This window comes from Thalassospira sp. B30-1 (assembly GCF_015767575.1).
GTDB lineage: Bacteria > Pseudomonadota > Alphaproteobacteria > Rhodospirillales > Thalassospiraceae > Thalassospira > Thalassospira xiamenensis.
In genome coordinates this window covers 4,313,811-4,339,208 of record NZ_CP065232.1, presented here as the reverse complement: position 1 = coordinate 4,339,208, position 25,398 = coordinate 4,313,811, and the positions used below count along the sequence as shown (strand labels likewise).

At 54.6% G+C, this 25,398-nt stretch carries 18 protein-coding genes and 2 tRNA genes; 10 read left to right on the top strand and 10 right to left on the bottom strand.

What is annotated here, in order from left to right; genetic code table 11:
• Positions 1-144: 144 nt before the first annotated feature.
• The 4 genes from IT971_RS20185 to IT971_RS20170 all read right to left on the bottom strand — a co-directional run bounded on the left by IT971_RS20185 (position 145) and on the right by IT971_RS20170 (position 5,953).
• Positions 145-2,622: a DNA translocase FtsK gene (locus tag IT971_RS20185; protein WP_007088721.1), complete on the bottom strand. Its 2,478-nt coding sequence runs from the start codon at positions 2,620-2,622 to the stop codon at positions 145-147.
• 47 nt (positions 2,623-2,669) lie between these two features.
• On the bottom strand, positions 2,670-3,878 hold the full coding sequence (locus IT971_RS20180) for an aminotransferase class I/II-fold pyridoxal phosphate-dependent enzyme (RefSeq protein WP_063092464.1): 1,209 nt from the start codon (positions 3,876-3,878) through the stop codon (positions 2,670-2,672).
• A gap of 384 nt (positions 3,879-4,262) precedes the next feature.
• The gene (locus tag IT971_RS20175; protein ID WP_007088724.1) at positions 4,263-5,591 is read right to left on the bottom strand and encodes an ammonium transporter; all 1,329 of its coding nucleotides are present in this window, start codon (positions 5,589-5,591) and stop codon (positions 4,263-4,265) included.
• A gap of 23 nt (positions 5,592-5,614) precedes the next feature.
• Positions 5,615-5,953: a P-II family nitrogen regulator gene (locus tag IT971_RS20170; RefSeq protein WP_007088725.1), complete on the bottom strand. Its 339-nt coding sequence runs from the start codon at positions 5,951-5,953 to the stop codon at positions 5,615-5,617.
• Between the two features lie 487 nt (positions 5,954-6,440).
• Between IT971_RS20170 and IT971_RS20165 the strand changes: the two genes are divergently transcribed.
• Both IT971_RS20165 and IT971_RS20160 read left to right on the top strand, forming a co-directional pair.
• Positions 6,441-7,667, top strand: coding sequence for a UbiH/UbiF/VisC/COQ6 family ubiquinone biosynthesis hydroxylase (locus tag IT971_RS20165; protein WP_063092465.1), 1,227 nt, complete (start codon positions 6,441-6,443; stop codon positions 7,665-7,667).
• A 203-nt stretch (positions 7,668-7,870) separates the two neighbouring features.
• Positions 7,871-8,536, top strand: a complete 666-nt coding sequence (locus IT971_RS20160) for an OmpW family protein (RefSeq protein WP_063092466.1) — start codon at positions 7,871-7,873, stop codon at positions 8,534-8,536.
• A gap of 111 nt (positions 8,537-8,647) precedes the next feature.
• Here IT971_RS20160 and IT971_RS20155 read toward each other — a convergent pair whose 3' ends face one another.
• The 5 genes from IT971_RS20155 to IT971_RS20135 form a co-directional block, all read right to left on the bottom strand.
• Positions 8,648-9,034 (bottom strand): gamma-butyrobetaine hydroxylase-like domain-containing protein, encoded by a 387-nt coding sequence (locus tag IT971_RS20155; RefSeq protein WP_063092467.1) that lies wholly within the window; start codon positions 9,032-9,034, stop codon positions 8,648-8,650.
• A gap of 14 nt (positions 9,035-9,048) precedes the next feature.
• Positions 9,049-9,237, bottom strand: a complete 189-nt coding sequence (locus tag IT971_RS20150; RefSeq protein WP_037990751.1) for a Trm112 family protein — start codon at positions 9,235-9,237, stop codon at positions 9,049-9,051.
• 20 nt (positions 9,238-9,257) lie between these two features.
• On the bottom strand, positions 9,258-9,944 hold the full coding sequence (locus IT971_RS20145) for an LON peptidase substrate-binding domain-containing protein (RefSeq protein WP_037990752.1): 687 nt from the start codon (positions 9,942-9,944) through the stop codon (positions 9,258-9,260).
• Complete coding sequence (gene trxA / locus IT971_RS20140) at positions 9,941-10,867, bottom strand: thioredoxin (protein WP_065701864.1); 927 nt, start codon at positions 10,865-10,867, stop codon at positions 9,941-9,943. The genes IT971_RS20145 and trxA overlap by 4 nt, the downstream gene beginning before the upstream one ends.
• Positions 10,868-11,002: 135 nt before the next feature.
• On the bottom strand, positions 11,003-11,512 hold the full coding sequence (locus IT971_RS20135; protein WP_063092468.1) for a prolyl-tRNA synthetase associated domain-containing protein: 510 nt from the start codon (positions 11,510-11,512) through the stop codon (positions 11,003-11,005).
• A 217-nt stretch (positions 11,513-11,729) separates the two neighbouring features.
• On the opposite strand from IT971_RS20135, the gene IT971_RS20130 reads away from it, so the two are divergent.
• The 4 genes from IT971_RS20130 to IT971_RS20115 all read left to right on the top strand — a co-directional run bounded on the left by IT971_RS20130 (position 11,730) and on the right by IT971_RS20115 (position 13,969).
• Positions 11,730-11,804: transfer RNA gene (locus tag IT971_RS20130), tRNA-Gly, on the top strand.
• Positions 11,805-11,839: 35 nt separating this feature from the next.
• Positions 11,840-11,914: transfer RNA gene (locus IT971_RS20125), tRNA-Gly, on the top strand.
• A gap of 69 nt (positions 11,915-11,983) precedes the next feature.
• Positions 11,984-12,658, top strand: a complete 675-nt coding sequence (locus IT971_RS20120; RefSeq protein WP_063092469.1) for a DUF488 family protein — start codon at positions 11,984-11,986, stop codon at positions 12,656-12,658.
• Between the two features lie 153 nt (positions 12,659-12,811).
• On the top strand, positions 12,812-13,969 hold the full coding sequence (locus IT971_RS20115) for a calcium-binding protein (protein WP_063092470.1): 1,158 nt from the start codon (positions 12,812-12,814) through the stop codon (positions 13,967-13,969).
• Between the two features lie 12 nt (positions 13,970-13,981).
• Here IT971_RS20115 and fabI read toward each other — a convergent pair whose 3' ends face one another.
• Positions 13,982-14,740 (bottom strand): enoyl-ACP reductase FabI, encoded by a 759-nt coding sequence (fabI, locus tag IT971_RS20110; RefSeq protein WP_063092471.1) that lies wholly within the window; start codon positions 14,738-14,740, stop codon positions 13,982-13,984.
• Positions 14,741-15,111: 371 nt separating this feature from the next.
• Here fabI and IT971_RS20105 point away from each other — a divergent pair, with 371 nt between their 5' ends.
• From IT971_RS20105 to IT971_RS20090, 4 genes are all read left to right on the top strand, one after another.
• Positions 15,112-19,947 (top strand): NAD-glutamate dehydrogenase, encoded by a 4,836-nt coding sequence (locus IT971_RS20105; RefSeq protein WP_063092472.1) that lies wholly within the window; start codon positions 15,112-15,114, stop codon positions 19,945-19,947.
• 288 nt (positions 19,948-20,235) lie between these two features.
• Positions 20,236-20,889, top strand: a complete 654-nt coding sequence (locus IT971_RS20100; protein WP_063092570.1) for a TetR/AcrR family transcriptional regulator — start codon at positions 20,236-20,238, stop codon at positions 20,887-20,889.
• A gap of 123 nt (positions 20,890-21,012) precedes the next feature.
• On the top strand, positions 21,013-22,179 hold the full coding sequence (locus tag IT971_RS20095) for an efflux RND transporter periplasmic adaptor subunit (RefSeq protein ID WP_065701863.1): 1,167 nt from the start codon (positions 21,013-21,015) through the stop codon (positions 22,177-22,179).
• 38 nt (positions 22,180-22,217) lie between these two features.
• Positions 22,218-25,397: an efflux RND transporter permease subunit gene (locus IT971_RS20090; protein ID WP_063092473.1), complete on the top strand. Its 3,180-nt coding sequence runs from the start codon at positions 22,218-22,220 to the stop codon at positions 25,395-25,397.
• Position 25,398 lies beyond the last annotated feature (1 nt).

The window sequence follows — 25,398 nt, the reverse complement described above, 5'->3', positions numbered from 1 at the left end:
AAATCAGAAAACCCGTGATAAAATGAAGAATCCTCATTGAAATCAGTGAGTGAAATCAGTATCGCGGCGAGATCCGTAAACGAAAGAGGGATGCACATGGCATCCCTCTTTCGTTTGTTGTTGATATTTTTGGTTGCACGACGATCAGTATTCGTAAGGCGATCCGTCCATGTTTTCCATCAGGACTTCGCGTTTGCCGACATGGTTAGCCGACGAAACAATGCCGTTTTCTTCCATCTGTTCGATGATGCGGGCTGCGCGGTTATAGCCGATAGACAATTTGCGCTGAATGAAGCTGGTGGATGCCTTTTTCTCGCGCAGGACAATGCCGACAGCCTGATTATACAGATCATCATCCGATCCATTCCCACCGCCGTCTGAACCGCCGCCACCGGCCATATAAGCCGCGACCGGATCTTCTTCGGGTTCTTCGGTAACGGTTTCGAGATAGGCCGGGTCGCCCTGATCGCGCAGATGGGCGACGATGCTTTCGACTTCCTCGTCCGATACGAACGGGCCGTGGACACGCTGCAATCGGCCGCCTTGCCCCATATAGAGCATATCCCCCTGACCCAGAAGCTGTTCGGCACCCATTTCGCCAAGGATGGTCCGGGAATCGATTTTCGATGTCACGGAATAGGAAATGCGCGTCGGGAAGTTGGCCTTGATCGTACCGGTAATCACGTCGACCGACGGGCGCTGGGTCGCCATGATCAGATGCAGGCCAGCGGCACGGGCCATCTGTGCCAATCGCTGGATCGATGCTTCAACATCCTTGCCTGCCACCAGCATCAGATCGGCCATTTCGTCGACGATAACCACAATAAACGGCAGCGGCTCCATCGGCAGTTCCTGATCTTCAAAGATCGGTTTGCCGGTTTCGGGATCAAAGCCGGTCTGAACGCGCCGCGTTAGCTGTTCGCCCTTGGCCGCTGCTTCCTTAATGCGTTTGTTATAGCCCGCGATGTTACGCACACCGACCTGGCTCATGGCGCGATACCGGTCTTCCATTTCGCGCACCGCCCATTTAAGGGCGACAACCGCCTTATGCGGGTCGGTCACAACCGGCGTCAGAAGATGCGGGATACCGTCATAAATCGACAGTTCCAGCATCTTCGGGTCGATCATGATGAAACGGCATTCTTCGGGCTTCAGGCGATAAAGCAGCGACAGGATCATCGCGTTCACACCAACCGATTTACCCGAGCCTGTGGTACCGGCAATCAGCAGGTGCGGCATCTTCGACAGGTCGGCAATAACCGGCGTCCCGCCGATATCCTTACCAAGGCTCATATTCAGTTTGCCGGTATTCTTTTCGAAATCGCTCGATGCCAGAATTTCGTGCAAATGTACGGTTTCGCGGCGCGCGTTTGGCAATTCGATACCGATGACATTGCGCCCCGGTACCACCGCGACACGGGCGGCAATCGCGCTCATGGAACGCGCGATATCATCGGCCAGGCCGATCACGCGTGATGACTTGACGCCTGCTGCCGGTTCAAGTTCATAAAGGGTAACAACCGGCCCGGGGCGAACCTGAACGATTTCGCCCTTGACGCCGAAGTCCTGAAGAACGGTTTCCAGAAGGCGGGCATTTTGCGCCAATGCTTCCTGATCAATCTGGGTTGCGTCTGCCGGGTCGGGTTCATGCAAAAGGCTAAGCGGCGGGAATCGGTAATCGTCTGATCCAAGATCAAACGACGCCTGACGCTGGGCCGATGCTTTTTCGCCGGGCTGCAATTTTGCCGCCGGGGCTGCGACAATATGAACCGGCGGCGCATGATCGGCGTCGTTGTAATCGTCTTCTTCGATATCATCGTCCTTGTTATGTGACGATGTTGCCGCTTGCAGACGGGTACTGATCGCAGCACCAAGGCCGGTTTTGCCTTTTTCCAGCGACGGTTCCTGACGCATGCGGGGATTGCGGGCTGCTGTCCGTTCGCCCGGGCGGTCATCTGTTGAATTGCCAGGAATGGCGCGGCCGATTGCGGAAATAATACCGCCTGCGATACGCGACAGGATCGAGCCGACTTTCTGCCATTCAGACATGTGATAGGCCATGCAGAACATGGTCAGGAACAGACCAAGTATCATTGCAATCAGCGCAATCAGCGGACGTGCACCTGGCACGCCAATCATTTCGAACCCGTATTGAAGCTTGGAAAGCAGCAGATCACCGGCAAAACCACCAAACCCGACCGTGAGCGGCCAGTGCATACCCGGTCGGACCGCGGCAGCCGCGGTGGCGACCATCAGCAGCGCAAGCGGCAAAACCAGAAAACGTGCCCACATCCAGTTGAACGGCCGAACCGCAATCAGCCGCAGACCCCAGCCGAGGATCAAGACAGTAAGCAGCGCCGATGCCAGACCAAGCGTGCGCAACAACAGATCGGCGGTATAAGCCCCGAATGTTCCAAGCGGGTTGAAGATCACATCGCGATCAGCCGCATGGTTGAAAGACGGATCACCGGGATGAAAACCGATCAGCATCATGAAAAGGGCGATTGCTGCGCCAACCAGCGCAAGCCCGCATAGCTGCAATCCGCTTCGTTTCAGCAGATTGACAAGACTGCCCGGCATAAAGGCGGTGCTGCGTGCGAGAAGGTTGGACTGACTGCTCATCGGGGTATCCGTTGTCGTTTCGTCGCTGTTGATCGGGCAGACTTGGTTCAGCTCAGGGCATCGGCAATACGTCGAAGCCCTTCGCGGGTGGTTTCAAGGTCATGAACAAGGGCAATGCGGATAAAGCGTTTTCCGGGATTGTTGCCATCTGCATCCGTGATCGACAGATAACTGCCCGGAATGACTTTTACCCCGGCTTCCACCCATATTTTTTTGGTTGCGGCTTCATCATCACCGACATCAAGCCACAGGAAAAAGCCCCCCGGCGGGCGATAGAAACCAAACCGGTTGCCAAAAATTTCCTGCGCGACATCAATCTTGGCGCGATAAAGATCACGGTTTTCCGATGCGTGGGCATCATCGGCCCACAATTCGGCGGATGCGGCCATGATCGGCATCGGAATCGTCGCCGAGCAATAGCTGCGCAATGCGTTGAAGCGTTTGATAATCACGGGATCACCGGCAACGAACCCTGAACGAAGGCCCGGCGCGCTGGATCGTTTTGACAGGCTATGGAAAACAACCACATTATCCATCCTGCCGCCCTGCGCTGCACAGATTTCAAGCGCACCAACCGGGGCCTCACGGTCATAGATATCGGCGTAGCATTCATCCATCGCCAGAACGAAATCATGTTCCTGCGCCATCGCAATAATGCGTTCAAGATAGTCGCGCGATGCAACGGCCCCTTGCGGGTTCGCCGGGGAACACAGGAAAAACAGGCGGCACGCCTTAAGTGTTTCGATATCGATCTGATCAAGATCCGGCATGAAACCGGTTTCCGGTCCCGCCGCCAGCGGCACCATTTCCGCATCGTTAAGGACTGCCGCACCGCAATAGACCTGATAGAACGGATTGGGCAAAAGAACCTTGGGTTTCGGGCCGGGTTGATCCTGCGGGATAACGCATGTTGCAATCAGATAAAGCGCCTCGCGTGTTCCGGCGACCGGCAGAATATGAGCATCCCGATCAATCATGCCCGAAGGCAGATTGTAACGGCGGTCAAGCCATCCCTTGATCGCGCTGCGCAGTTCCGGCGTGCCGTTTCCGGGCGGGTATTTATGCCAGAGGCTGGCGTATTTCACCATGGCCTCGGTGATCATTGCAGGTGGTTCGTGCTGCGGCTCGCCAATCGACATCACCAATGGCGTCTTGCCGGGTTCAAGCCCCTCTAACAGGGCAGCAAGCCGTGGAAACGGATAGGCGGGCAATTGATCAAGGCGCTGGTTAAACATCGCGTTCGGCATTCCGGTCATGAATGGATCTCGCAGATCGACAGGCGTCAAAATGCAGGTATCCGCAAAATGTGGGCAATCTCCCCTGACTTTACCCCTATGCCAAAAATACAAAGAAAGATTTAAGGGCGATGGTCTCCGTTGCGAAAAAGCCCGGAAAGTTGCGCTCTCCGGGCTTTTGGCAGAAGATTCGGGCAAAGAATTGGCAGATCAGCTGGCACGCGGATCATCCTCGGGATAAGGACCGGATGGAACCGTTTGCATGTCTTGTGCTTATCACTGTGCTTAAAAAGGTGGCATGGGCAAAATACAAAAGACCCGCCACTGGGAAATCCCAAGGCGGGTCAATCGGTCTGACAGGCTGGGTGCCATGCGAACATGGCACCCGTCAGGAAATCTGATCGCTTAGAAGCGCTGCGAACCTTTACCGAATTCCGGATAAGCTTCGAGGCCAAGCTCGACAGCATCGCTGCCCAGTGCTTCTTCTTCTTCGCTAAGGCGAATGCCAACCGTGAATTTCAGGATCAGCCACACGATTGCCGATGCAACAATGGTGAAGGCACCCATCGCAACAACACCGGTCAGCTGAACACCAAACGATGCACCGTCATTGGTGAACGGAACAGCCATGGTGCCCCAGATACCGCAGACAAGGTGAACCGAAACCGCACCGACAACGTCATCGATTTTCAGTTTGTCGAGCAGCGGAACCGCAACAACAACCAGAATACCGCCGATGGCGCCGATGATGATGGCGGAACCGATGGTCGGGGTGTCCGGGCCAGCAGTAATCGAGACCAGACCAGCCAGCGCACCGTTAAGTGCCATGGTAAGGTCGACCTTTTTGTAGAGGATCTGGGTCAGGATTGCTGCGGCAACAACGCCACCGGCAGCAGCCATCGAGGTGTTGCCATAGATGTTGGCAATCGCGATAACGTCAGCAGCCGAACCCATTGCAAGCTGCGAACCACCGTTGAAGCCGAACCAGCCGAGCCACAGAACGAAGGTACCAAGTGTTGCCAGCGGCAGGTTCGAGCCGGGCATCGGATGAACCGAACCGTCCGCACCATATTTGCCTTTACGTGCACCAAGGATGATTGCGCCGGTCAAAGCCGCCCAGCCGCCGACCGAGTGAACAATGGTCGAGCCTGCGAAATCGGCAAAGCCCATTTCTGACAGCCAGCCACCGCCCCAGGTCCATGCACCGGTAATCGGATACATAATACCGGTCAGGACGACGACGAAAATCATGAACGGCCACAGTTTGATACGTTCGGCAACGGTACCGGAAACGATCGAAGCTGCGGTTGCAACGAACACCATCTGGAAGAACCAGTCGGAGGTCGCCGAATACCCGCCAGAGAAATCGCCACCAAGTGCTGCAGCGTCATCAGCGCTCCAGAGGCTGAGCGAACCGATCCAGCCGGAAACGTCCATATACATAAGGTTATAACCGATCAGGTAATACATGATACCTGCAACGGCGAAGAGGGCGATGTTTTTGAAAAGAATGGTCGATACGTTTTTGGTCCGCACCAGGCCGGATTCCAGCATGGCAAAGCCGGCGGCCATCCACATCACCAGCGCACCGCTAAACAGGAAGCTGAAGGTGTTGAGGATGTATTGGGTCTCGGCCGGAACGCCCGCGTCCTGAGCAAAGGCCGGTGACGTGATTGCCAGCGCAGCGGCCCCGGCAAGAGCGGCAAAGCCGGTTTTCTTCATCGGAATGTTCATAATGTCTCCCCTTGTCTCTGGACTTACAGGGCGTCGTCGCCGGTTTCGCCCGTGCGGATACGTACCGCCTGGCTCACATCAAGAACGAAAATCTTTCCGTCCCCGATTTTCCCGGTCTGAGCAGTTTTGGTGATGGCTTCGACAACCTGATCAACCAGATTATCCGTGATCGCGACTTCCAGCTTCACTTTCGGCAGGAAGCTGACCATATATTCAGCGCCACGATAAATTTCGGTCTGGCCTTTCTGGCGGCCAAAACCTTTGACTTCAGTCACCGTCAGGCCCTGAACGCCAAGCGCACTAAGCGCTTCACGGACTTCATCGAGCTTGAATGGCTTAATGACAGCAGTAACGAGTTTCATAATATTGCGACCTCCCGGCATATCCGTTGAGTACCGACGTGGTAATCACGATTTCGCAGTCGCAACCTACAAACCAAGAATCGTGCCAGATTCGAAATCAATCTTCTAATACGTTGAATCTTATATATATTCCTCAACAAAAAGGTCATCTGATCGGGTGATGCAAAACGCGGGCAGGATACTAATTGTGCATAGATTTTGGCGCTGATTAAAATTTATGCACAAATTTTAATCAACTATAGCGATCTAAAAATCTGTTTTCCGTCAAGGCGATGTCGTGGCGGCATTGCTGTCATCAGGATCGAGAATGTCCGGATTGATGCAATGTGCGGTATTTTCCTGGTCCGGCTTGTGGCCGTGGTCGTGACGCGTTAAATCAGATGCATCTTTCGACGGCTGTTTTACGTAAAAACTGTCGAAACATGGATTTTCCAGTCAGGTGTCATACGACTTTGCCCGGCTGGCGCAGAAAGCAAAGGTGTGCACGATGGTTGCTCAGCAGGAAACGATTAAGGCCGATGTCATCATTCTTGGCGGGGGGCTGAATGGTGCGGCGATGGGGCTTGCGCTTGCGCATGGTGGCCTGCGTTCCGTTGTGATTGATTACGCTGACCCCAAAGCCATCCTCACTGCCAATTATGATGGACGTACTTGCGCCATAGCTGCGGCTTCCCGGTCCGTGCTTGATGTGATCGGTGCATGGAAATATATGGCGGACGAAGCCGAACCGATCCTTGATATCAGGATTGCAGACGGCGTAAGTCCGCTGTTCCTTCATTATGATCATAAAGATGTCGGAAACCAGCCTCTGGGCTACATCGTCGAGAATCTGATCACACGTGGCGCGCTTTATCGGGCTATTGCCGAAACCGATCTGGTCGAAATGATCGCACCGGCACGTGTTGAAACCATTGTACGTGATCAGGGCGGCATGACGGTTACATTGGCAGATGGCCGGTCTATCCGCGGCGCGTTGGCCATTGGCGCCGAAGGGCGCAATTCGATGCTGCGGAATTGGGCGGGCATCAAGACCTACCAATGGAGCTACAGGCAAAGTGCGGTGGTCTGTACGGTCAAGCACAAGGTGCCCCATAACGGTCTTGCCGTGGAGCATTTCCTGCCCGCCGGACCATTTGCCATTTTGCCGATGACCGATGATCGTTGTTCGATCGTCTGGACGGAAACAACCGATCTCGCCAATTATCTTGTCAATCTGGACGAGGAGACGTTTGTCGACGAATTGCATCGGCGGTTTGACGGCTACCTTGGTGATCTTGAAGTCATCGGCCCGCGTTTTTGTTATCCGCTCGGTTTGCAGCATGCCTATCGCTACACCGATCCGCGCATCGCCCTGATCGGGGATGCGGCACATGGCATGCACCCGATTGCCGGGCAGGGGCTTAATATGGGGATACGCGATGTCGCGGCCCTTGCCGAGATTCTTGTCGAAGCCCGCCGCCTTGGTCGCGATATCGGTGGTTCTGATGTTTTGGCCGAATACGAGCAATGGCGCCGGTTTGATAATACCGTGATGCTGGCGGTGACCGATGTGACCAATCGGCTGTTTTCCAATGATGTTGCGCCGGTGCGTTGGGCGCGCGATATCGGGCTTGCCGTTGTGCAGAAAATCCCGCCGCTCAAAAAGACTTTCATGTCCCATGCCATGGGATATGCCGGGACTCTGCCGCGCCTGATGCAGGGTAAACCGCTTTAATCTTCCCCCATCCAGATGGGGATTGATGCAAAAGGCGATCTTTGATTTCTAAAGATCGCCTTTTGGTTTGGTTATCTGCGCACAGTTGAAAACAATTCAAAATTGTGTCGCTTTTTGTCGTGCCGTGTTGATTTGAGTCAAGCATTTCGCATTTGCGAAGATGCAATGTCCCCATGACGTATTTTTGAATGCAGGGGATAAACATGACACTTACCCGGAAATTGATGACCACAGTGGCCAGCTGCGCTGTTGTTGGCACGATGATGATTGCGGCAACTGGCGCACAGGCGCAGGAAGCGGCATTTAAAACCAAACAGGCGGGCGATATTCTGATTCGCGGCCGTGTTATTGGTGTGGTGCCGGACGAAGATACCTCGACCAGTGACATTACTACCGGGGAAGGCAAGGTCAGCAATGATTACGTCCCCGAGGTGGATTTTTCTTACTTCATTACCGACAACATTGCCCTCGAGTTGATCGCAGCAACGACCAAGCATGATGTTAAATGGCAGAATCCTGATGTTGATCTCGGCTCGGTTAATCTGCTTCCGCCAACTTTGACGGTACAATATCACTTCCTCTCGGATCAGCGTTTCAGCCCGTATGTTGGCGCAGGTTTGAACTACACCATGTTCTATAACGAGAAATCTGGTGGCGCGAACTCCGTCAACTATGACAATGGCTTTGGTTACGCGTTCCAAGCCGGTTTTGACTACGCAATTTCCGGTCCGTGGTCTCTGAACTTTGACGTGAAGAAGCTTTTCCTGAACACAACGGTGACTGCTGACCTCGGCGGAGCATCGCCGGCCAAGGTTGATGTGGACCTTGATCCATGGATTTTTGGTATCGGTGTTGGTTACCGTTTCTGATCACTACCGACGGCAAACTTTCCGGTTTGTTGTCTGATCCCAAGAACGGTCCTGTCACTTGGCAGGGCCGTTTTTTGTTTATGGGGCCGGATCAGAGGGTGGCCTGTTGCCTTAACGCCGTACGGGATCGCGTGACAGGCCACGCATCTCGAGTGCACGAAGGTAATCAGTCCAGAGCTGATCCTGATTGGCATGCAGGTCACGCAGATATTGCCAGCTGAACAATCCGCTATCATGCAGATCATCAAATGTAAGGCGCACCGCATAGTTCCCGACCGGGACGATGTCGATAATGCCGACATGACGGCGGCCGGGGATGATTTTTTTCTCGGACGGATGATGTCCCTGAACCTCGGCAGACGGGCTTTCGACCCGCAGAAGTTCGGCACTGAATTTTGACGTCAGCCCATCATCCCAGATGATTTCCAGAATGTGCTCATCACGCAGATAGTTGATTTCAACCGGACTGAAACGCGGGGTAAAGCTGTCTTCCGACATGAAAGCCGTCACAATCAGTCTGCGATGACGCGGGCTTCGTCAGGCAGCATGATCGGAATGCCATCGCGGATCGGATAGGCAAGGCCCGCCTTGACGCTGATCAGCTCATTCTGTTCGCGATTATATTCCAGCGTTTCCTTCGTGACCGGGCAAACGAGGATTTCAAGCAATTTCGGGTCTACCGGGCTATGTGTGGCGGTCATTGTCTGGCCTTCATATCACTTTAATTGGTGGCTGTTTGCGGGGCCCGTGGATGGGCCGCCATTTCCAGCAAGGTTGTCAGCATATCGCCGCGATCATACAGGCTTGCGCATTCGAGCAAAGCCTGTTTTTCAAGCGGGCTGAGGCGGCAGCCCATTGCAATGGCCGTCACCAGCATTTCATCATCCGTATCGCTCAGCGTGTCCCAGCAGGATCGCAATGAATGCTGGGCAAAATAGCCTTCCAATGCTTGCCGGAGCCGGTCGCGATTGACGGGCTGCAAATCCGGCGATGGCAACAGCAGGTCATCCTTCCATGGGGCGAAATCACCAAGCACTGCACGATATCCGCCACTTTGCATCGGCAGTTCTTCGATGATGTTGAATCGGCAGACACCCGTTAGCGTGATCAGGAAACGGCCATCATCCGTTTCACTGAACGCCGTGATGCGACCCGCACAGCCGGTCTGGAACACCGGCGGATTGTCGGGGTCCATGTGATAGGTGTTTCGCCCGTCCGGGCGTGGCTGAACCATGCCGATCATGCGGTCCTGTCCCAGGGCATCCGCGATCATGTTCAGATAGCGGGGCTCGAAGATATTGAGCGGCAGATGGCCACGCGGCAGCAAAAGCGCACCACTTAGCGGAAAAACCGGCATCGTATCTGGAAGATCCGAAAAACTGGGATCAAAAGGACCGCATATGCTCATGAAAACAAAACCGTCGAAAGTGCGCGGCGCCCCGCAACGCTGGCCGGGTCCATTGGGCCCCAGGCCTCGAAAAATTTAATCAGTTGGGTGCGACCGGCATCGTCGTTCCAGCTGCGATCCTTGCGAATGATCGCAATCATGGCGTTGACGGCTTCTTCGCGCTTGTTGGTGGCAAAGCAGGCCATGCCCAAATCAAACTGTGCCTGCAGGTCTTCCGGATTGGCGGCCACTTTGGCACGCGCAACATCAAGGTCTTCCTTGCTGTAGCCCGTTTCCGCCAGTTCAAGCGCACTGATCGCGGATGCAATCGGCGCTTTCAGGCGGTCTGCTTCGGCCATGTTATCCACAAAATGGCGGGTTTCTTCAATTTCACCCATGGCGACCATGCAGCGGATCATGCCGCCGATTGCTGTTTCGTTTTGCGGTTCACGTTCAAGGACGCCAACATAAAGGCCATGGGCTGTTTCATGGTCGTCATCTGCAAGTGCGCCTGCCGCCTGATCCAGAATTGCGGCAATCGGGCTTTCAATCGGGCCGCCTGCAAGGCGCTCGTAAAACGCGCGGACTTCGCTTTCTGGCTGTGCGCCCTGAAAACCATCTACCGGTCGGCCACCCTTAAAGGCATAGACCGTTGGAACGGACTGGATGCGCAATTGCATCGCCAGTTCCTGATTCTCGTCGATATTGACCTTGACCAGCTTTACGCGCCCACCAGCTTCGCGTGTGACCTTTTCGATGGTCGGGGTCAGGCTTTTGCATGGACCGCACCAAGGGGCCCAGAAATCGACGACAACAGGCACTTCCATCGAGGGTTCGATGACGTCCTGGACAAATGTTTCTACGCTGCTGTCCTTGATCAGGTCTTTGTCCTGTCCGGCGGTCGGGGTGGCGTTCGCAGCGGTGGCGTCAAGAATGATGGACATTATTGCTTTACTCTCTAATTCTGGATTCTAGATGATGCCGCAACCGCTGTTCGACAAGGGGTCCAACCATAACATTAGGTAAGTCTTATAGCTTAATGTTTCGCGGTAAAAGGCTTTGTGAGCATTTGTTCGGAATCAGAACGAACCAATTTCCTCGTCAAAATCGACAATTCTGATTGCGTAGCCAAGACTGGTGATAAATCGAAGCAGATCATCCGATTGAATTGTCGTGGTTCTATCATTCCGCAAGGGGTGGAAGTTAAGAATGTCGCCTTTGGCCAGCTTTGAATCGAGGGCGAAGTTGACCTTGCGCGCATGATCGTTGATCAGGGCAAACGGTGTGACGGATCCGGGAATGACGCCCAGCGTTTCAAGCAGCAGCTCCGGTTTGCCAAAAGAAAGGCGCGCGCAGCCCAGTGTCTTGTGCAGATGGTTCATGCGGATTTCGGTATTTTCCTCGGCCACGACAAGCCACAGGGCATCTTTCTTGTCTTTGACAAAAAGGTTCTTGGAATGAAGGCCTGGCAAATCCCCGCGCAGCTTTTGCGAATCCTCGACCGTGAATAACGGCACATGCGTGTGAGTGCTGGTTTTGATCCCAAGATTTTCGAGATAATCGAAAAGTGCGGTTGATGGATCACTCATCCTGTTTTCCTTCTGGCTGGGTCGCGCGAAGATCGTCAGATTGCAATTAGGACGCAAATTGCAGCATGTTGGCGTGATTTCCCTGTTTTAAGGGTAAAAAGTCAAGGAAAACCGCCATTCTGGATGTGGCGGCGATTTGATGGAAAAAAGGGTTGCAATCGCGTTTTGTTGGGCTATTATCCGCGCCGCTCCACAGGGGCAGGAAATACTGATGAATGCGGGCGTAGCTCAGGGGTAGAGCATAACCTTGCCAAGGTTAGGGTCGAGAGTTCGAATCTCTTCGCCCGCTCCATCAGGTGGTTTCCTTGATCATGCTTTCATGATGATGCGGGCGTAGCTCAGGGGTAGAGCATAACCTTGCCAAGGTTAGGGTCGAGAGTTCGAATCTCTTCGCCCGCTCCATGATGAAAGTTTAAAAAGGCTGTCCTTCGGGGCGGCCTTTTTTGTTTTGGTCTTGCGGTTCCCAATAAGATGTCGTTTTTTGGAAAAATGCACGACAATCAGGACAACGATTACCCCCAAAACATTATCTGGACCGTCGGTTATGCCGGGCATGACCGCGACAGTTTGCTTGCCCTTCTGAAGGGGCAGGATATTACGGCGGTGGCCGACATCCGGACTTTTCGCGGATCGAATTACTGGAAGGCGTTTGACGCCGATACCTTTGGCCCCTTCCTGCGCGAGAACGGCATTGCTTACGTTTTCATGGGCGATGTTCTGGGTGGAAAACCACAGGACCCGACATTGTATCCCGATGGTCGGCTAAGCTACGACCTGATGGCAGCACGCCCGGAATTCAGGGCCGGGATTGATCGTTTGATATCGGGTGCGGGCAAATACCGAATCTGTCTGATGTGTGCGGAAAAGGATCCGCTGGATTGCCATCGCACATTGCTGATCGCGCCGGCACTCAAGGCCGCCGGATTTGATTTGCGGCATCTGGTTTCCGACGGGCGTGTTGAAACCCAGGCCGAAACGGAAAAGCGCATGATTGCGATCAATGGCGGTGATACAGCAGATCTGTTCGCTGCCAGCGCACCGGATCCCGATGCCGATCTGGTTCTGGCCCTTAAGAAGCAAATTGTCAAAGCGGCTCCGCTTGCAGATGACGCAATAAAATTCAGAAAACGGCAAAATAATTTCTAATATTTCATGTCCTAAAACGCGTTATCGCCATTTTTTGAAAATGGTCATTTTGTATAATTCAAGTTTATATTTCATTCTATTTTACGAATGTTGATGTGTGCAGGAATATATATTTAAATCTGCAGTTGATGTTGTCAGTTGTAGGAGGGCGTTATGGCACTCGTTACCGGAACAGAAGGCAATGATAGCCTTGTCGGATCAAGTGATAATGACACGATTTATGGGCTCGCGGGCGATGACCAGCTTTATGGCGCTGGCAGGGATGACGAACTGACAGGCGGACCGGGCGCAGATTTGCTTGACGGTGGCCCCGGAGGACGTGATAGCGCCAACTACGATACCGATACCGCAACACAAGGCGTGATTGTTGATCTGCAAGCCGGAACCGGTCACGGGGGCGAGGCACAAGGCGACCGGCTTGTTGGCATCGAAGTGGTCGAAGGAAGTCCGTTTGACGATACCGTAATCGGCGATGACGCAAGCAATGTGCTTTGGGGGCGCGGTGGCAGCGATTTGCTGCTGGGCGGTGACGGCGACGATTTTCTGTACGGCGATTATCTTGGCAATGATCCGGGCAACGACACCCTGCTGGGCGGAAGCGGGAACGATACCCTCACAGGGCGCGACGGCGAGGATACCCTTCTGGGTGGCGACGGGGATGATATGTTAAGCCCCGGTGCCGATGCGGACTATGTCGATGGCGGCGCTGGAAACGACACACTGCGCTACAATGGTGATGCCGGTGTTTCGATCAACCTTGAAACCGGTGTTTTTCAGGGCGGCGAAGCCGAAGGCGACGTGATCCATGATATCGAAAATCTATACGGCACAATCCATGATGACCTGTTGATCGGCGATGCTGGTCGGAATGTTCTGCAGGGGCATTTCGGCGATGATGTTCTGCGCGGTGGCGACGGGCATGATGTGCTGCATGGTGGCAATGGGCATGACATCATCGAGGGTGGCGACGGCAACGATTTCCTGCGCGGCAACAGTGACAGATATCCAGAGGATGATGGACCGGACACGTTTTTGTGGCGGGTGTTTGAAGGCGGTGCCGAACGCGACCGTATTGCCGATTTTGAAACAGGTTCCAACGGTGACAGGCTTCAGCTCGGAACCGAGTTTCAGGAAAAAAGCGGCATCCATGACTTCGCTGATTTTCTAGAGCATGCAGAGGAAACGGACGCCGGGTTGTATGTCGATTTTAGTGATGGTCGGCATTACGATTATGGTGTCCTGATTGAAAATACCGATCTTGCCGATTTCACCGAGGACAATATCGTGTTCGAGGACAACATGATCGGTTAAAGGCAAATTGCTTTAGCCCATGATGTTATAACCGCCATCGATATGGATGACATCGCCCGTGATCCCGCGTGACCGGTCGCTGGCAAGGAAAGCGGCCAGTTCCCCGATCTCGTCGATGGTAACCAGCCTGCGTCCCGGTGCCCGGCTTTGGGCGTTGGTCATAAGGTGATCAAACTCGGCAATGCCCGATGCCGCCCGTGTCAGAAGGGGGCCAGGTGAAATCGCATGGACCTGAATGTTTTTCGGGCCAAGTTCCGCCGCCATGTATCGGGTTGCACTTTCAAGCGCGGCCTTGACCGGACCCATGACCCCATAATGGTCAATAACCCGCTCCGACCCCATATAGGTGACGGTCAAAAGTGCGCCACCGTCGATCATCAACGGCTCTGCACGCTTTGCCAGTCGCTGGAATGAATGGCACGAAATATCCATCGCGGTCAGAAAGCCGTCGCGTGAACAGTCGATCACCCGCCCATGCAGGTCATCGCCAGGCGCAAATGCGATGGAATGCAGGACAAAATCCAGTTTTCCCCATTGATCGGAAATTGCCGCGAACAATCGATCCATCTGGTCTTCGTTCTGAACATCAAGCGGGGTGATGATCGCGGCGTTTAGTCCCTCTGCCAAGGGGCGGACATGCTTTTCGGCCTTGTCGTTCAGATAGGTGATCGCAAGCTCTGCACCCTCCCGGTTGAAAATTCGGGCACAGCCATAGGCAATCGATTTGTCGTTGGCAATTCCGACGATAAGGCCCTTCTTTCCTGCCAGCACTTGGCATCTCCTGCTTTGAGTTGTTTTGCGGATGCGAAGCGGACTCCTGATTCGCAAGCGATACAAAGCTTAGATGATTTTGCGATGCAACAAAGTGTAAAATTCTGTGACAATCCCCAATTGGAATACAGGGCTCCGTTGATCGGAACCTATTGAGTGAACGATTTTTTTTTGTGCAGAAGCATAGTTTTTAGGCAGATGATCCGCTATGTGTAGCCATGGAAGGAAGCTGCAGTTTTCCGTCATTTCCGGGTGTGGGGAACTTCAGGTTGTCTTCCCAAATACATGTGACATCCGAGGTGTGTAGTGCCGCCCGCAAAGGTCGGCACTTCGGTTCTGGCAAACAGAGCCGATAAAAAGGGAAATTGGACATGAAAGCCCGAAGCGACGACCCGAAACGGGAAGTCATCGACAAGGTTGTCGAACAGATCCAGCAACGCTTGACCGGTAAGATGGCGAAGGATGCAGAAGCATTCGTTCGCCTTTTTTACAAGGATGTACCGCCCGACGACATGGCAGGTCGATCCGTCGACTCGCTTTATGGCGCGGCACTGACATTATATAAATTCGCGCAAAAGCGCCCATCGGCCAATGCCGCCAAGATCCGGGTCTATAACCCCGATCTTGAAGAGCACGGCTGGAAATCCGATCACACCGTGATCGAGATGATCAATACGGATATGCCGTTCCTGGTGGATTCCGTAACGTCTGCGCTTAACGAATTCGATCTGACCGTCCATCTGGTCATCCATCCGATCATGCGTATCGCGCGTGATGATCGTGGTGAATTGCAGTCGGTCGAAGCGGTCGAGAATTCGGATGCGTCGCGTGAATCCGTGATGCATCTTGAAATTGACGAGCAGACCGACGAAGCCGTTCTGCGAAAAATCCGTGATCGTCTGGAAGACGTTCTTACCGATGTCAGTCTTTCGGTCGAGGATTGGCAGGCGATGCTGTCAAAAGTCGCTGAAGTTCTTGATGGCATCAGAACCGCGCCAACCGGTATTTCCGCAGAAGACCAGAAGGAAGCCCAGGATTTCCTCGGCTGGGTCCATAACGATCACTTCACCTTCCTTGGCTATCGTGAATATAAATTCAGCGGTACGGGCAAGAAGGCCAAAGTGGACGTTAATCCGCAAAGCCAGCTTGGGATTCTGCGCCGTGAAGGGACGCATATCTTTGATGAGCTGCGCCAGATCGGCAATCTGTCGACCGAGGTGCAGGCATTTGTCGCCCAGCCAAGTCTTCTGATGGTGACCAAGGCCAACAAGCAGTCAACCGTGCATCGTTCGGTGCATCTCGACACGATTGTCGTCAAGCAGTTCGATGATGAAGGCAAGGTTGTCGGCCAGCATCTCTTTGTCGGTCTGTTCACCTCGGTTGCCTATAACCTCAGCCCGCGCCTCATTCCGCTTCTGCGCATGAAGCTTGCCGAAACCATCAAGCGTGCCGGCTTCCCGCCTGCCAGCCACGATGCCAAGGCATTGGTCAATATCCTTGAAACCTTCCCGCGCGACGAGCTTTTCCAGATCGAACTTGATGATCTGTATCATATCTGCATGGGCATCCTGCATTTGCAGGAACGCCAGCGGATTGCCCTGTTCGTGCGCCGTGATGCCTTTGAACGTTTTGTTTCCTGTCAGGTTTTCTGTCCGCGTGACCGTTTCTCGACGAAACTTCGCATGAAGTTCCAGTCGGTGATCGAAGCCGCCTTTGATGGCAAGGTGACGGCACATTACACATTGATCGGCGATAGCCCCCTTGCGCGGTTGCACCTTCTGGTCAAAACCACGCCGGGTGAGTTGCCGGAATACAATGTTACCGATATCGAACGTCAGCTTGTTGAAACCGCACGCGACTGGGCTGATACGCTCCGTCAGGTGCTGGTCCGTGAAATGGGCGAAGAACGCGGCTTGACCCTTTATCGTCGTTACGGCGAAAGCTTCACCGGCGATTATCGTGATCGGTTCGGTGTTGATACCGCGGCTCTTGATATCGACCGTATCGAGGACGTGATCAAATCATCGGACTTGCGGGTCAATCTGTATCGCCCGATCGAAGCCGCCGAGAACGAGCTGCGCTTCAAGATTTATAACCCCGGTGCACCGGTTCCGCTTTCCGACGTCTTGCCGATGCTTGAAAATATGGGTCTTAAGGTCATTACCGAAAACCCGTTCAAGGTCGAACCACGCGATACCGATGTGAATGTCCGCATCCACGATTTCGGGGTGCTGGTTGACGGCGAATTCCACCTGCATGATGTGCGTGACAAGTTCCAGGAACTTTTCATTCGCATGTGGCATGGCGAAGTTGAAAACGACGCCTTTAACCGTCTTGTTCTGCTGGGCGGCTTGCATTGGCGCGAAGTCGTTATTCTGCGGACCTATGCCCGTTATATGCGTCAGATGGGATCGGCCTTCTCGCAGGATTACATGGCCAAAACACTGGCCAATAATGCTGGCTTGGCGGCAACGATTGTTGATCTGTTCGTTGCACGCTTTGACCCGGATCGTGATCCGGGGCTGGCCGCCGAAGCCGAGGCCATCGAAGGCGACATTATCACCCGCCTTGAAGATGTGATGAACCCGGACGAGGACCGCATTCTGCGCGCCTTCCTCAACCTCGTTCAATCAACGCTTCGCACCAACTATTTCCAGTATGGCAAGGACGGCAATCCGAAACCCTATCTGTCGGTAAAATTCAATTCCGGCATGGTCGAAGATCTGCCGCTTCCGCGTCCTTGGCGCGAAATATTCGTCTATTCGCCGCGTGTCGAGGCCGTCCATCTGCGTGGTGGTCCGGTCGCGCGTGGCGGTATCCGCTGGTCGGACCGTCAGGAAGATTTCCGCACCGAAATTCTCGGTCTGGTCAAGGCACAGATGGTCAAGAACGCGGTGATCGTGCCGGTTGGCTCCAAGGGCGGCTTTGTCGTCAAACGGCCTCCGGTTGATGGCGGTCGCGAAGCCTTCCTTGAAGAAGGCATTGCCTGTTATAAAACGCTGATGTCAGGCATGCTTGATATCACCGACAACATCGTCGGTGGCGACATCATCCCGCCGGAACGTGTACGCCGTCTTGATGACGATGATCCCTATCTGGTCGTTGCGGCCGACAAGGGGACTGCGACCTTCTCCGATATCGCCAATGGCGTTGCCCGTGATTATGGCTTCTGGCTTGACGATGCCTTCGCATCGGGCGGCTCGCAGGGCTATGATCACAAGAAAATGGGCATCACCGCGCGCGGTGCGTGGGAATCGGTCAAACGTCATTTCCGCGAAATTGGCAAAGACATCCAGAAAGAACCCTTCACTGTTGCCGGTGTTGGCGATATGTCGGGTGACGTTTTTGGCAATGGCATGCTGTTGTCCGAACAGATCAAGCTGGTTGCGGCCTTCAACCACATGCATATTTTTGTCGATCCCGACCCGGATCTGGCGAAAAGCTTTGCCGAACGCAAGCGCCTGTTTGATATGCCGCGCTCAAGCTGGGCCGATTACGATACCAAGGTCCTCTCGAAGGGCGGTGCAATCTTTGACCGCAAGGCCAAGACGCTTGATCCCTCGGCCGAGGTTCGCAAGCTGCTTGATCTTGGCACCGGCAAGGTAACGCCGGCCGACATGATGAAGGCCATCCTGAAAGCCGATGTCGAACTTCTGTGGTTCGGCGGGATCGGGACCTATATCAAATCATCCGCGGAATCGAATGCCGATGCCGGGGACCGCGCCAACGATTCCATCCGCATCAATGGCAAGGATATCCGCGCAAAGGTCATCGGCGAGGGCGCCAACCTTGGCTGCACGCAGCGTGGCCGTATCGAGTATGCCCACGCTGGTGGGCGTTTGAATACGGACGCCATCGACAATGCCGCGGGTGTCAACTGCTCGGACCACGAGGTCAATATCAAGATCCTGGTGGGCGAGGTGGTTGCCGCCGGTGACATGACCGAAAAGCAGCGTAACAAACTGCTGGTCGAAATGACCGACGAGGTCGGTGATCTGGTGCTGCGTGACAACTATCTGCAAAGCCAGGCGATCTCGAACGCCTTTGCCGGGGGCGGGGATGCGCTGGATGCGCAGGTTCGCCTGATCCGGATGCTGGAACGCGAAGGTCGTCTGAACCGGGAAATCGAATATCTTCCCGATGACGAGGAACTGGCACGTCGCACGGCCGCCCATCAGGGCCTTACCCGTCCGGAAATCTCGGTTCTGATGCCTTATGCCAAGCTGTGGCTGTATGACGAGGTGCTTAAATCCGATCTGCCCGATGACCCGATCCTCGTCGAAGAACTGGTGCGGTATTTCCCGACGGCTGTCCGTAAAAAATACAGCGCGGCGATTTCCAGCCATCGTCTGAAACGTGAAATCATCGCGACCGTCGGCACCAACAGTCTGGTCAACCGCGTTGGCGGCACCTTTGTCCATGACATGATGGAGGCAACCGGGCTTTCGGCGGTGGACGTTTCGCGCGGTTATCTGATTACCCGTGCGGTGTTTGGCCTGCGCAAACTGTGGGCGGGTATCGAAGCCCTTGATAACAAGGTTGATGCCAAGGTCCAGATCGCGATGTTCTCCCACATCAACCGCATGGTCGAAGATGTGACCCTGTGGTTCCTGCGCAATTGCGAGGAATTGAATGTCGGGGCGAAGATCGAGCTGTTCCGTCCGGCGGTCGCCAAGGTGATCGAGGCCTTTGACGATATCGTCCCGGCCGATGCGGCTTTCCGCACGACCCTGGATCAGAAATCGCAATCCCTGATTGATCGGGGCGTGCCCGAAGATCTGGCGCGCCGTATCGCGGCAATGCAGCAGATGGTCGCGGTTTGCGATATCGTCCGCATTGCCGAGGCAACCGGGCGTGATGTCATCGATGTCGGGGCAACCTATTTTGCCATCGGGGCACGCTTCCAGCTTGGCCTGCTGCGTGCAGCAGCCGAGTCCATCGAAGCCGAAACCCATTGGCAGAAACTGGCGCGCGCCGCCGCGATTGATGATCTGTTCGGTCATCAGCGCGAACTGACGCGTGTGGTGCTGTCTTCTGGCACGAACGGCACGGTTGGTGGTGATCTGGTCAGGAAATGGGTCGATGATCATCAGCGCGGTTGTGCACGGTGTGATCAGCTGATCGATGAATTGCGTGCCGCAGGGCAGATCGACCTGTCGATGATCACGGTTGCCAACCGTCAGATCAGGGCCATGGTCGGCGGCTGATCCGCACAGGCAAGGCATTTTCGCAAAAGAGGGCGCTTCGGGTGCCCTCTTTTTTTGCCTTCGCCCGGGGTCTGAAATATCCTCCGGAATGTCAGGAGCAACCGGATGCTGTCGGGTTGGTAAATTTTTTGAACCGGATAACGAATGCGAAGTAATTGAATCGATTTAATTTACTGCCATTCTCCTGCCGTTTTTATATGATGAAAACCAAATGAAGTCAGGGGATGCCTTGAAAAATACCAACCGGTACGTATATTGAATACAGAAAAAGAGAAAAATGGTGTGAAAATGAGGAACGCTGCCGAGACCCGGACAAAATTGCTGGAGACCGCCATACAATTGCTATGGACCAGCAGCTATCACGATATTGGTGTCAGTGATGTCTGCAAGCATGCAGGGGTTACCAAAGGGGCGTTTTATCATCACTTTGACAGCAAGGCCGCCCTGTTTGCAGCTTCGGCGCGCCATCACTGGGATAAGGGAAAGGACGAACTCAGAGCGATCTTTTCCCCAGAAATTGCGCCACTTGATCAGTTGAACAGCTATATCGATCTGATCATGAACAAACAGAAAAAGCAGTCTATTCCGGGGGATGCCGAGGTTTGTGTTTGCCCGATCTTTACCGCCGGTGGCCAGGTTGGTCCCGAGGATATCGAAATTCAGGACTGTTCACGCGAACTTGCCGAGGAGCAGATCAAGTATCTTGCCTCCATGATTCGCGGCCTTAAGGGCGAGGGCATGCTTTCCGGGGATGCCGATGTGACGCTGCTGGCGCGTCTTGTTTTCCAGTTTGTGCATGGCTTGCTGACATACGGCAAAGTTTTTAACAGTTTGGATACTGTTCGGTCTGATTTGCGTGTCGGCATCTGCCGGATGCTGGATTTACGCTGTGAATTCAGGGATGTAAAGGCCGAGGAAGCCTCGTTGTCAGCCGCCGGATAATTCATAAAATTTAGAACGCATGTAAATTTTTTTCATTTTCCCCTTGCTAACAAACCGATCGGTACGCATCTTCCCGTTAATCTGTCCGCGAATGCGCGGGTCACGCTATTGGGAAATGGAAAGATGCAATCACGATCCAAACTGAGAATGCTGCTGTCCGCCACAGCTGCAATCGCTGCGATTGCTGCCGGTGGTTACGGGCTAAGCACCATAGGCACCGCCGATGCCGACGAAGCCGTTGCACAGGCTGCACCGCAAATCACCCCCGTCACTGTCCAGGACGTGCACAGCCAGTCCGTCAGGCTTTGGAACAATTTCTCCGGCCGGCTGAGTGCGGTCGAGGAAGTCCAGCTTCGCCCGCAGGTCAGTGGTGCCATTGTCGATATCCGCTTCGAAGATGGTCAGATCGTCAAGCAGGGCGATATTCTCGCCGTGATCGATCCCCGCACATACAAGGCCGCCGTTGACGAAGCCAAGGCGGAACTGGCGGCTGCCCGCCAAACCCTGTCGCTTGCCGCCAAGGAAAAGGCACGCGCTGAAAAACTGGTGGCCAATGGCACCGTTTCCAAACGTGTCTTTGATGAACGCGTCAGCGCCGAACAGGTTGCGCAAAGTCAGGTTAACCGCGCGCTTGCACAGCTTGAACTTGCCGAAATCGAGTTCGATCATGCCTTCGTCAAGGCACCGATTGATGGCCGTGTCAGCCGGGTCGAACTGACCGTCGGCAATCAGGTCAATGCCGGGCCGAATGCCCCGGTTCTGACCACCATAGTCTCGACCGGTAAAATCTATGCCGATTTCGATCTGGATGAACAAACCTATTTCGCCAGCATCTATGACGCCAATAAAGTCAGCGGCGCGGATCAGAAAATCCCGGTCCGCATGACCATCGCCGGTGGCAAGACAATTGACGGATTTATCCACAGTTTCGATAACCGCATCGATACCCGTACGGGCACCATCCGGACCCGCGCCCTGTTTGACAACAGCAACGGCGCACTTCTGCCCGGCAGTTTCGCCAGCCTGCAACTCGGCACCTCGGCCGAACAGGATGTCATCCTGATTGCACCCGACGCCATCAGCACCGATCAGGACCGCAAATTCGTTTACGTGGTCCAGTCGGACAATACGGTTGCCTACCGTCAGGTAACGCTGGGGGCCGAAGTTGACGGGCGTCGCATCGTGACCTCCGGGCTTGAACCCGGTGACATGGTGATTGTGAACGGGATCATGAAAGTTCGACCCGGTATGCCTGTTGCTCCTGAAATTCTGCAGGCCTCGGCATCCTGACGGATGCTTGACTGCGCGCAAAGACTAGGCTGACCGTTATGCAGAATATATCCAGATTCTTTGTGGATCGCCCGATTTTCGCTGGCGTTCTATCCGTCCTGATATTGTTATCAGGTTTGATTGCCATGCTGAATTTGCCGATTTCCGAATATCCGGAAGTCGTGCCACCGACCGTTGTGGTCGAAGCGCAATTCCCCGGTGCAAACCCGGCTGAAATTGCGCAAACCGTCGCTTCCCCGCTTGAAGAACAGATCAACGGGGTCGAGGGGATGCTGTATGTCAACTCGCTGGCAACGACCGATGGCCGTCTCAGCCTGACCGTGACCTTTGAAATCGGGACCGATCCCGATCTGGCACAGCAAAAAGTCCAGAACAGGGTATCGCAGGCCGAACCGCGTTTGCCTGATATCGTCCGTCAGCTTGGCGTGACGGTGTCAAAGCAATCCCCGGATCTGACGATGGTGGTGCATCTGCTCTCGCCAAATGACCGCTATGACATGCTGTATCTGCGCAACTACGCGACCCTGAATGTCAAGGATCAGCTGGCCCGCATCAAGGGCGTCGGGCAGGTCGGTTTGTTCGGGTCGGGTGACTACGCCATGCGCATCTGGCTTAACCCGGACAAGGTCGCCGAACGCGGCCTGACCGCAGGCGATGTTGTTTCGGCCATTCAAAGCCAGAACGTGCAGGTCGCGGCGGGTACGATTGGCGGCGCGCCGTATGATACCGGTGTGCAGTTCCAGTTGCCGATCAATGTCCACGGGCGCCTTGAAACGCCCGAGGAATTTGCCGAAATCATCATCAATCGTGACGAAGACGGCACTGTAACCCGTCTTGGCGATGTCGCCCGGGTCGAGCTGGAGGCACAGCAATATGCCCTGCGTTCCCTGCTTGATAACAAATCGGCTGTTGCCCTTCCGATCTTTGCATCGCCCGGTTCCAACGCGCTTGAAATTTCAAGCAACGTTCGCGCAACCATGGCGGAGCTCAAGGAAAACTTCCCCGAAGGTCTTGAATACAGCATCGTTTACGATCCGACCGTTTTCGTTCGAAGCTCGATCAAGTCGGTGATCAAAACCCTGCTCGAAGCCGTCGCGCTCGTTGTTGTGGTGGTGACAATCTTCCTGCAGACGTGGCGTGCCTCGATCATTCCTCTGCTGGCCGTGCCGGTGTCGATTATCGGGACATTTGCCCTGATGCTGTTGCTGGGATTCTCGATCAACGTGCTGTCGTTGTTCGGTCTGATCCTCGCCATCGGGATCGTGGTCGATGATGCCATCGTGGTGGTCGAAAACGTCGAACGTAATATCGAACGTGGTCTGTCACCGCGTGATGCAACCGTGGCCGCGATGCGCGAAGTGACCGGGCCGATCATTGCGACCTCGCTCGTGATCACCGGTGTGTTCGTTCCGATTGCCTTCATCAGTGGCCTGACCGGTCAGTTCTATCAGCAGTTCGCCCTGACAATCGCCATCGCAACGATCATTTCAACCATCAACTCCCTGACGCTCAGCCCGGCTCTGTCGGCACTTCTGCTGAAAGGGCATGACGCACCGAAAGACTGGCTGACCCGCGCCATGGACTTTGTCTTTGGCTGGTTCTTCCGCTGGTTCAACCGGTTCTTCAATCGCAGCACGGAACTGTATGGCGGTGGTGTCAAACGGTTGCTGGGGATGAAAACCATCATGATGGCGGTTTACGCCGGATTGCTGGTTCTGACCTGGCAGGGTTTCCAGATTTTGCCATCCGGCTTCATCCCGTTGCAGGACAAGCAGTATCTGGTCAGCTTTGCACAATTGCCGCAGGGCGCGACACTGGACCGTACCGAAGAAGTCATTCGCGAAATGTCTGAAATCGCATTGGCGGAACCCGGTGTCGAAAGTGCCGTGTCCTTCCCCGGCCTGTCGATCAACGGGTTCGTTAACAGCTCAAGTGCCGGCATCGTCTTTGTGACCTTGACCGACTTTGCCGAACGCAAATCCGATGATCTGTCGGGGCTGGCGATTGCCGGAAAGCTGCAACAGAAATATGCTGCCCTTGACGAGGCCTTTGTCGCAATCTTCCCGCCACCCCCGGTTCAGGGTCTTGGCACGGTGGGCGGTTTCAAACTGCAGGTGCAGGATCGAAGCGACCAGGGATATCGTGCGCTTGATGACGCCATGAAACAGGTATTGGCCAAGGCATGGGCCGCACCTGAACTGACTGGTGTGTTCTCAAGCTACAATATCAATGTCCCGCAATTGCAGGCCAATCTTGACCGTACAAAGGTCCAGCAGCTCGGCATTCCGGTCGATGAAATCTTCCGGACCATGCAGATCTATCTGGGCTCCATGTATGTCAACGACTTCAACCAGTTCGGTCGCACCTATCAGGTGATCGCACAGGCCGACAAACCCTATCGCTCAAGCCCCGAAGACATCCTGCGTCTGCAAACGCGCAACGCGGATGGCGATATGGTGCCGCTTGGCAGTGTTCTTTCCGTATCCGAAACATTCGGGCCGGATACCGCCATGCGTTACAACGCCTTCCGTTCTGCTGATCTGAATGGCAACGCCGCACCGGGCTATTCCAGTGGCGAGGCGGAGGCCGCGATTATCAAGATCCTTGATGAAACCCTGCCGCCGGGCATGTCCTATGAATGGACCGACCTGACCTATCAGCAGATCCTCGCGGGTAACACGGCAATCTTCATCTTCCCGATCTGTATTCTGCTGGTCTTCCTTGTTCTGGCCGCCCAGTACGAAAGCCTGACCTTGCCGCTGGCGGTCATCCTGATCGTCCCGATGAGTACGCTTTCGGCGGCCTTTGGTGTCTATCTGTTCGGTGGGGATAACAACATCTTCACACAGATCAGTCTGTTCGTTCTGGCCGGACTGGCATCAAAGAACGCCATCCTGATTGTCGAGTTTGCCCGTGAACTTGAACATCAGGGCCGGACAACCGTTCAGGCAGCCATCGAAGCCAGCCGCCTGCGCCTGCGTCCGATCCTGATGACGTCGCTTGCCTTCATCATGGGCGTTGTGCCGCTGGTGATTTCAAGTGGTGCGGGTTCGGAAATGCGCCATGCCATCGGCATCGCCGTGTTTTCGGGCATGCTGGGTGTGACCATCTTCGGTCTGATCCTGACACCGGTGTTCTACGTGCTGGTGCGCAAGATCGGCCGTGGCAACGAGGTTCGTTCACTTGATGGGGCTGACGCGCAGCAGCCCGCGGAGTAAC

Excerpts from the sequence above, each read along its gene's own strand:
- IT971_RS20185 (WP_007088721.1), bottom strand. The coding sequence starts at position 2,622 with ATGAGCAGTCAGTCCAACCTTCTCGCACGCAGCACCGCCTTTATGCCG.
- IT971_RS20180 (WP_063092464.1), bottom strand. The coding sequence starts at position 3,878 with ATGACCGGAATGCCGAACGCGATGTTTAACCAGCGCCTTGATCAATTG.
- IT971_RS20175 (WP_007088724.1), bottom strand. The coding sequence starts at position 5,591 with ATGAACATTCCGATGAAGAAAACCGGCTTTGCCGCTCTTGCCGGGGCC.
- IT971_RS20170 (WP_007088725.1), bottom strand. The coding sequence starts at position 5,953 with ATGAAACTCGTTACTGCTGTCATTAAGCCATTCAAGCTCGATGAAGTC.
- IT971_RS20165 (WP_063092465.1), top strand. The coding sequence starts at position 6,441 with ATGGTTGCTCAGCAGGAAACGATTAAGGCCGATGTCATCATTCTTGGC.
- IT971_RS20160 (WP_063092466.1), top strand. The coding sequence starts at position 7,871 with ATGACACTTACCCGGAAATTGATGACCACAGTGGCCAGCTGCGCTGTT.
- IT971_RS20155 (WP_063092467.1), bottom strand. The coding sequence starts at position 9,034 with ATGTCGGAAGACAGCTTTACCCCGCGTTTCAGTCCGGTTGAAATCAAC.
- IT971_RS20150 (WP_037990751.1), bottom strand. The coding sequence starts at position 9,237 with ATGACCGCCACACATAGCCCGGTAGACCCGAAATTGCTTGAAATCCTC.
- IT971_RS20145 (WP_037990752.1), bottom strand. The coding sequence starts at position 9,944 with ATGAGCATATGCGGTCCTTTTGATCCCAGTTTTTCGGATCTTCCAGAT.
- trxA (WP_065701864.1), bottom strand. The coding sequence starts at position 10,867 with ATGTCCATCATTCTTGACGCCACCGCTGCGAACGCCACCCCGACCGCC.
- IT971_RS20135 (WP_063092468.1), bottom strand. The coding sequence starts at position 11,512 with ATGAGTGATCCATCAACCGCACTTTTCGATTATCTCGAAAATCTTGGG.
- IT971_RS20120 (WP_063092469.1), top strand. The coding sequence starts at position 11,984 with ATGTCGTTTTTTGGAAAAATGCACGACAATCAGGACAACGATTACCCC.
- IT971_RS20115 (WP_063092470.1), top strand. The coding sequence starts at position 12,812 with ATGGCACTCGTTACCGGAACAGAAGGCAATGATAGCCTTGTCGGATCA.
- IT971_RS20105 (WP_063092472.1), top strand. The coding sequence starts at position 15,112 with ATGAAAGCCCGAAGCGACGACCCGAAACGGGAAGTCATCGACAAGGTT.
- IT971_RS20100 (WP_063092570.1), top strand. The coding sequence starts at position 20,236 with ATGAGGAACGCTGCCGAGACCCGGACAAAATTGCTGGAGACCGCCATA.
- IT971_RS20095 (WP_065701863.1), top strand. The coding sequence starts at position 21,013 with ATGCAATCACGATCCAAACTGAGAATGCTGCTGTCCGCCACAGCTGCA.
- IT971_RS20090 (WP_063092473.1), top strand. The coding sequence starts at position 22,218 with ATGCAGAATATATCCAGATTCTTTGTGGATCGCCCGATTTTCGCTGGC.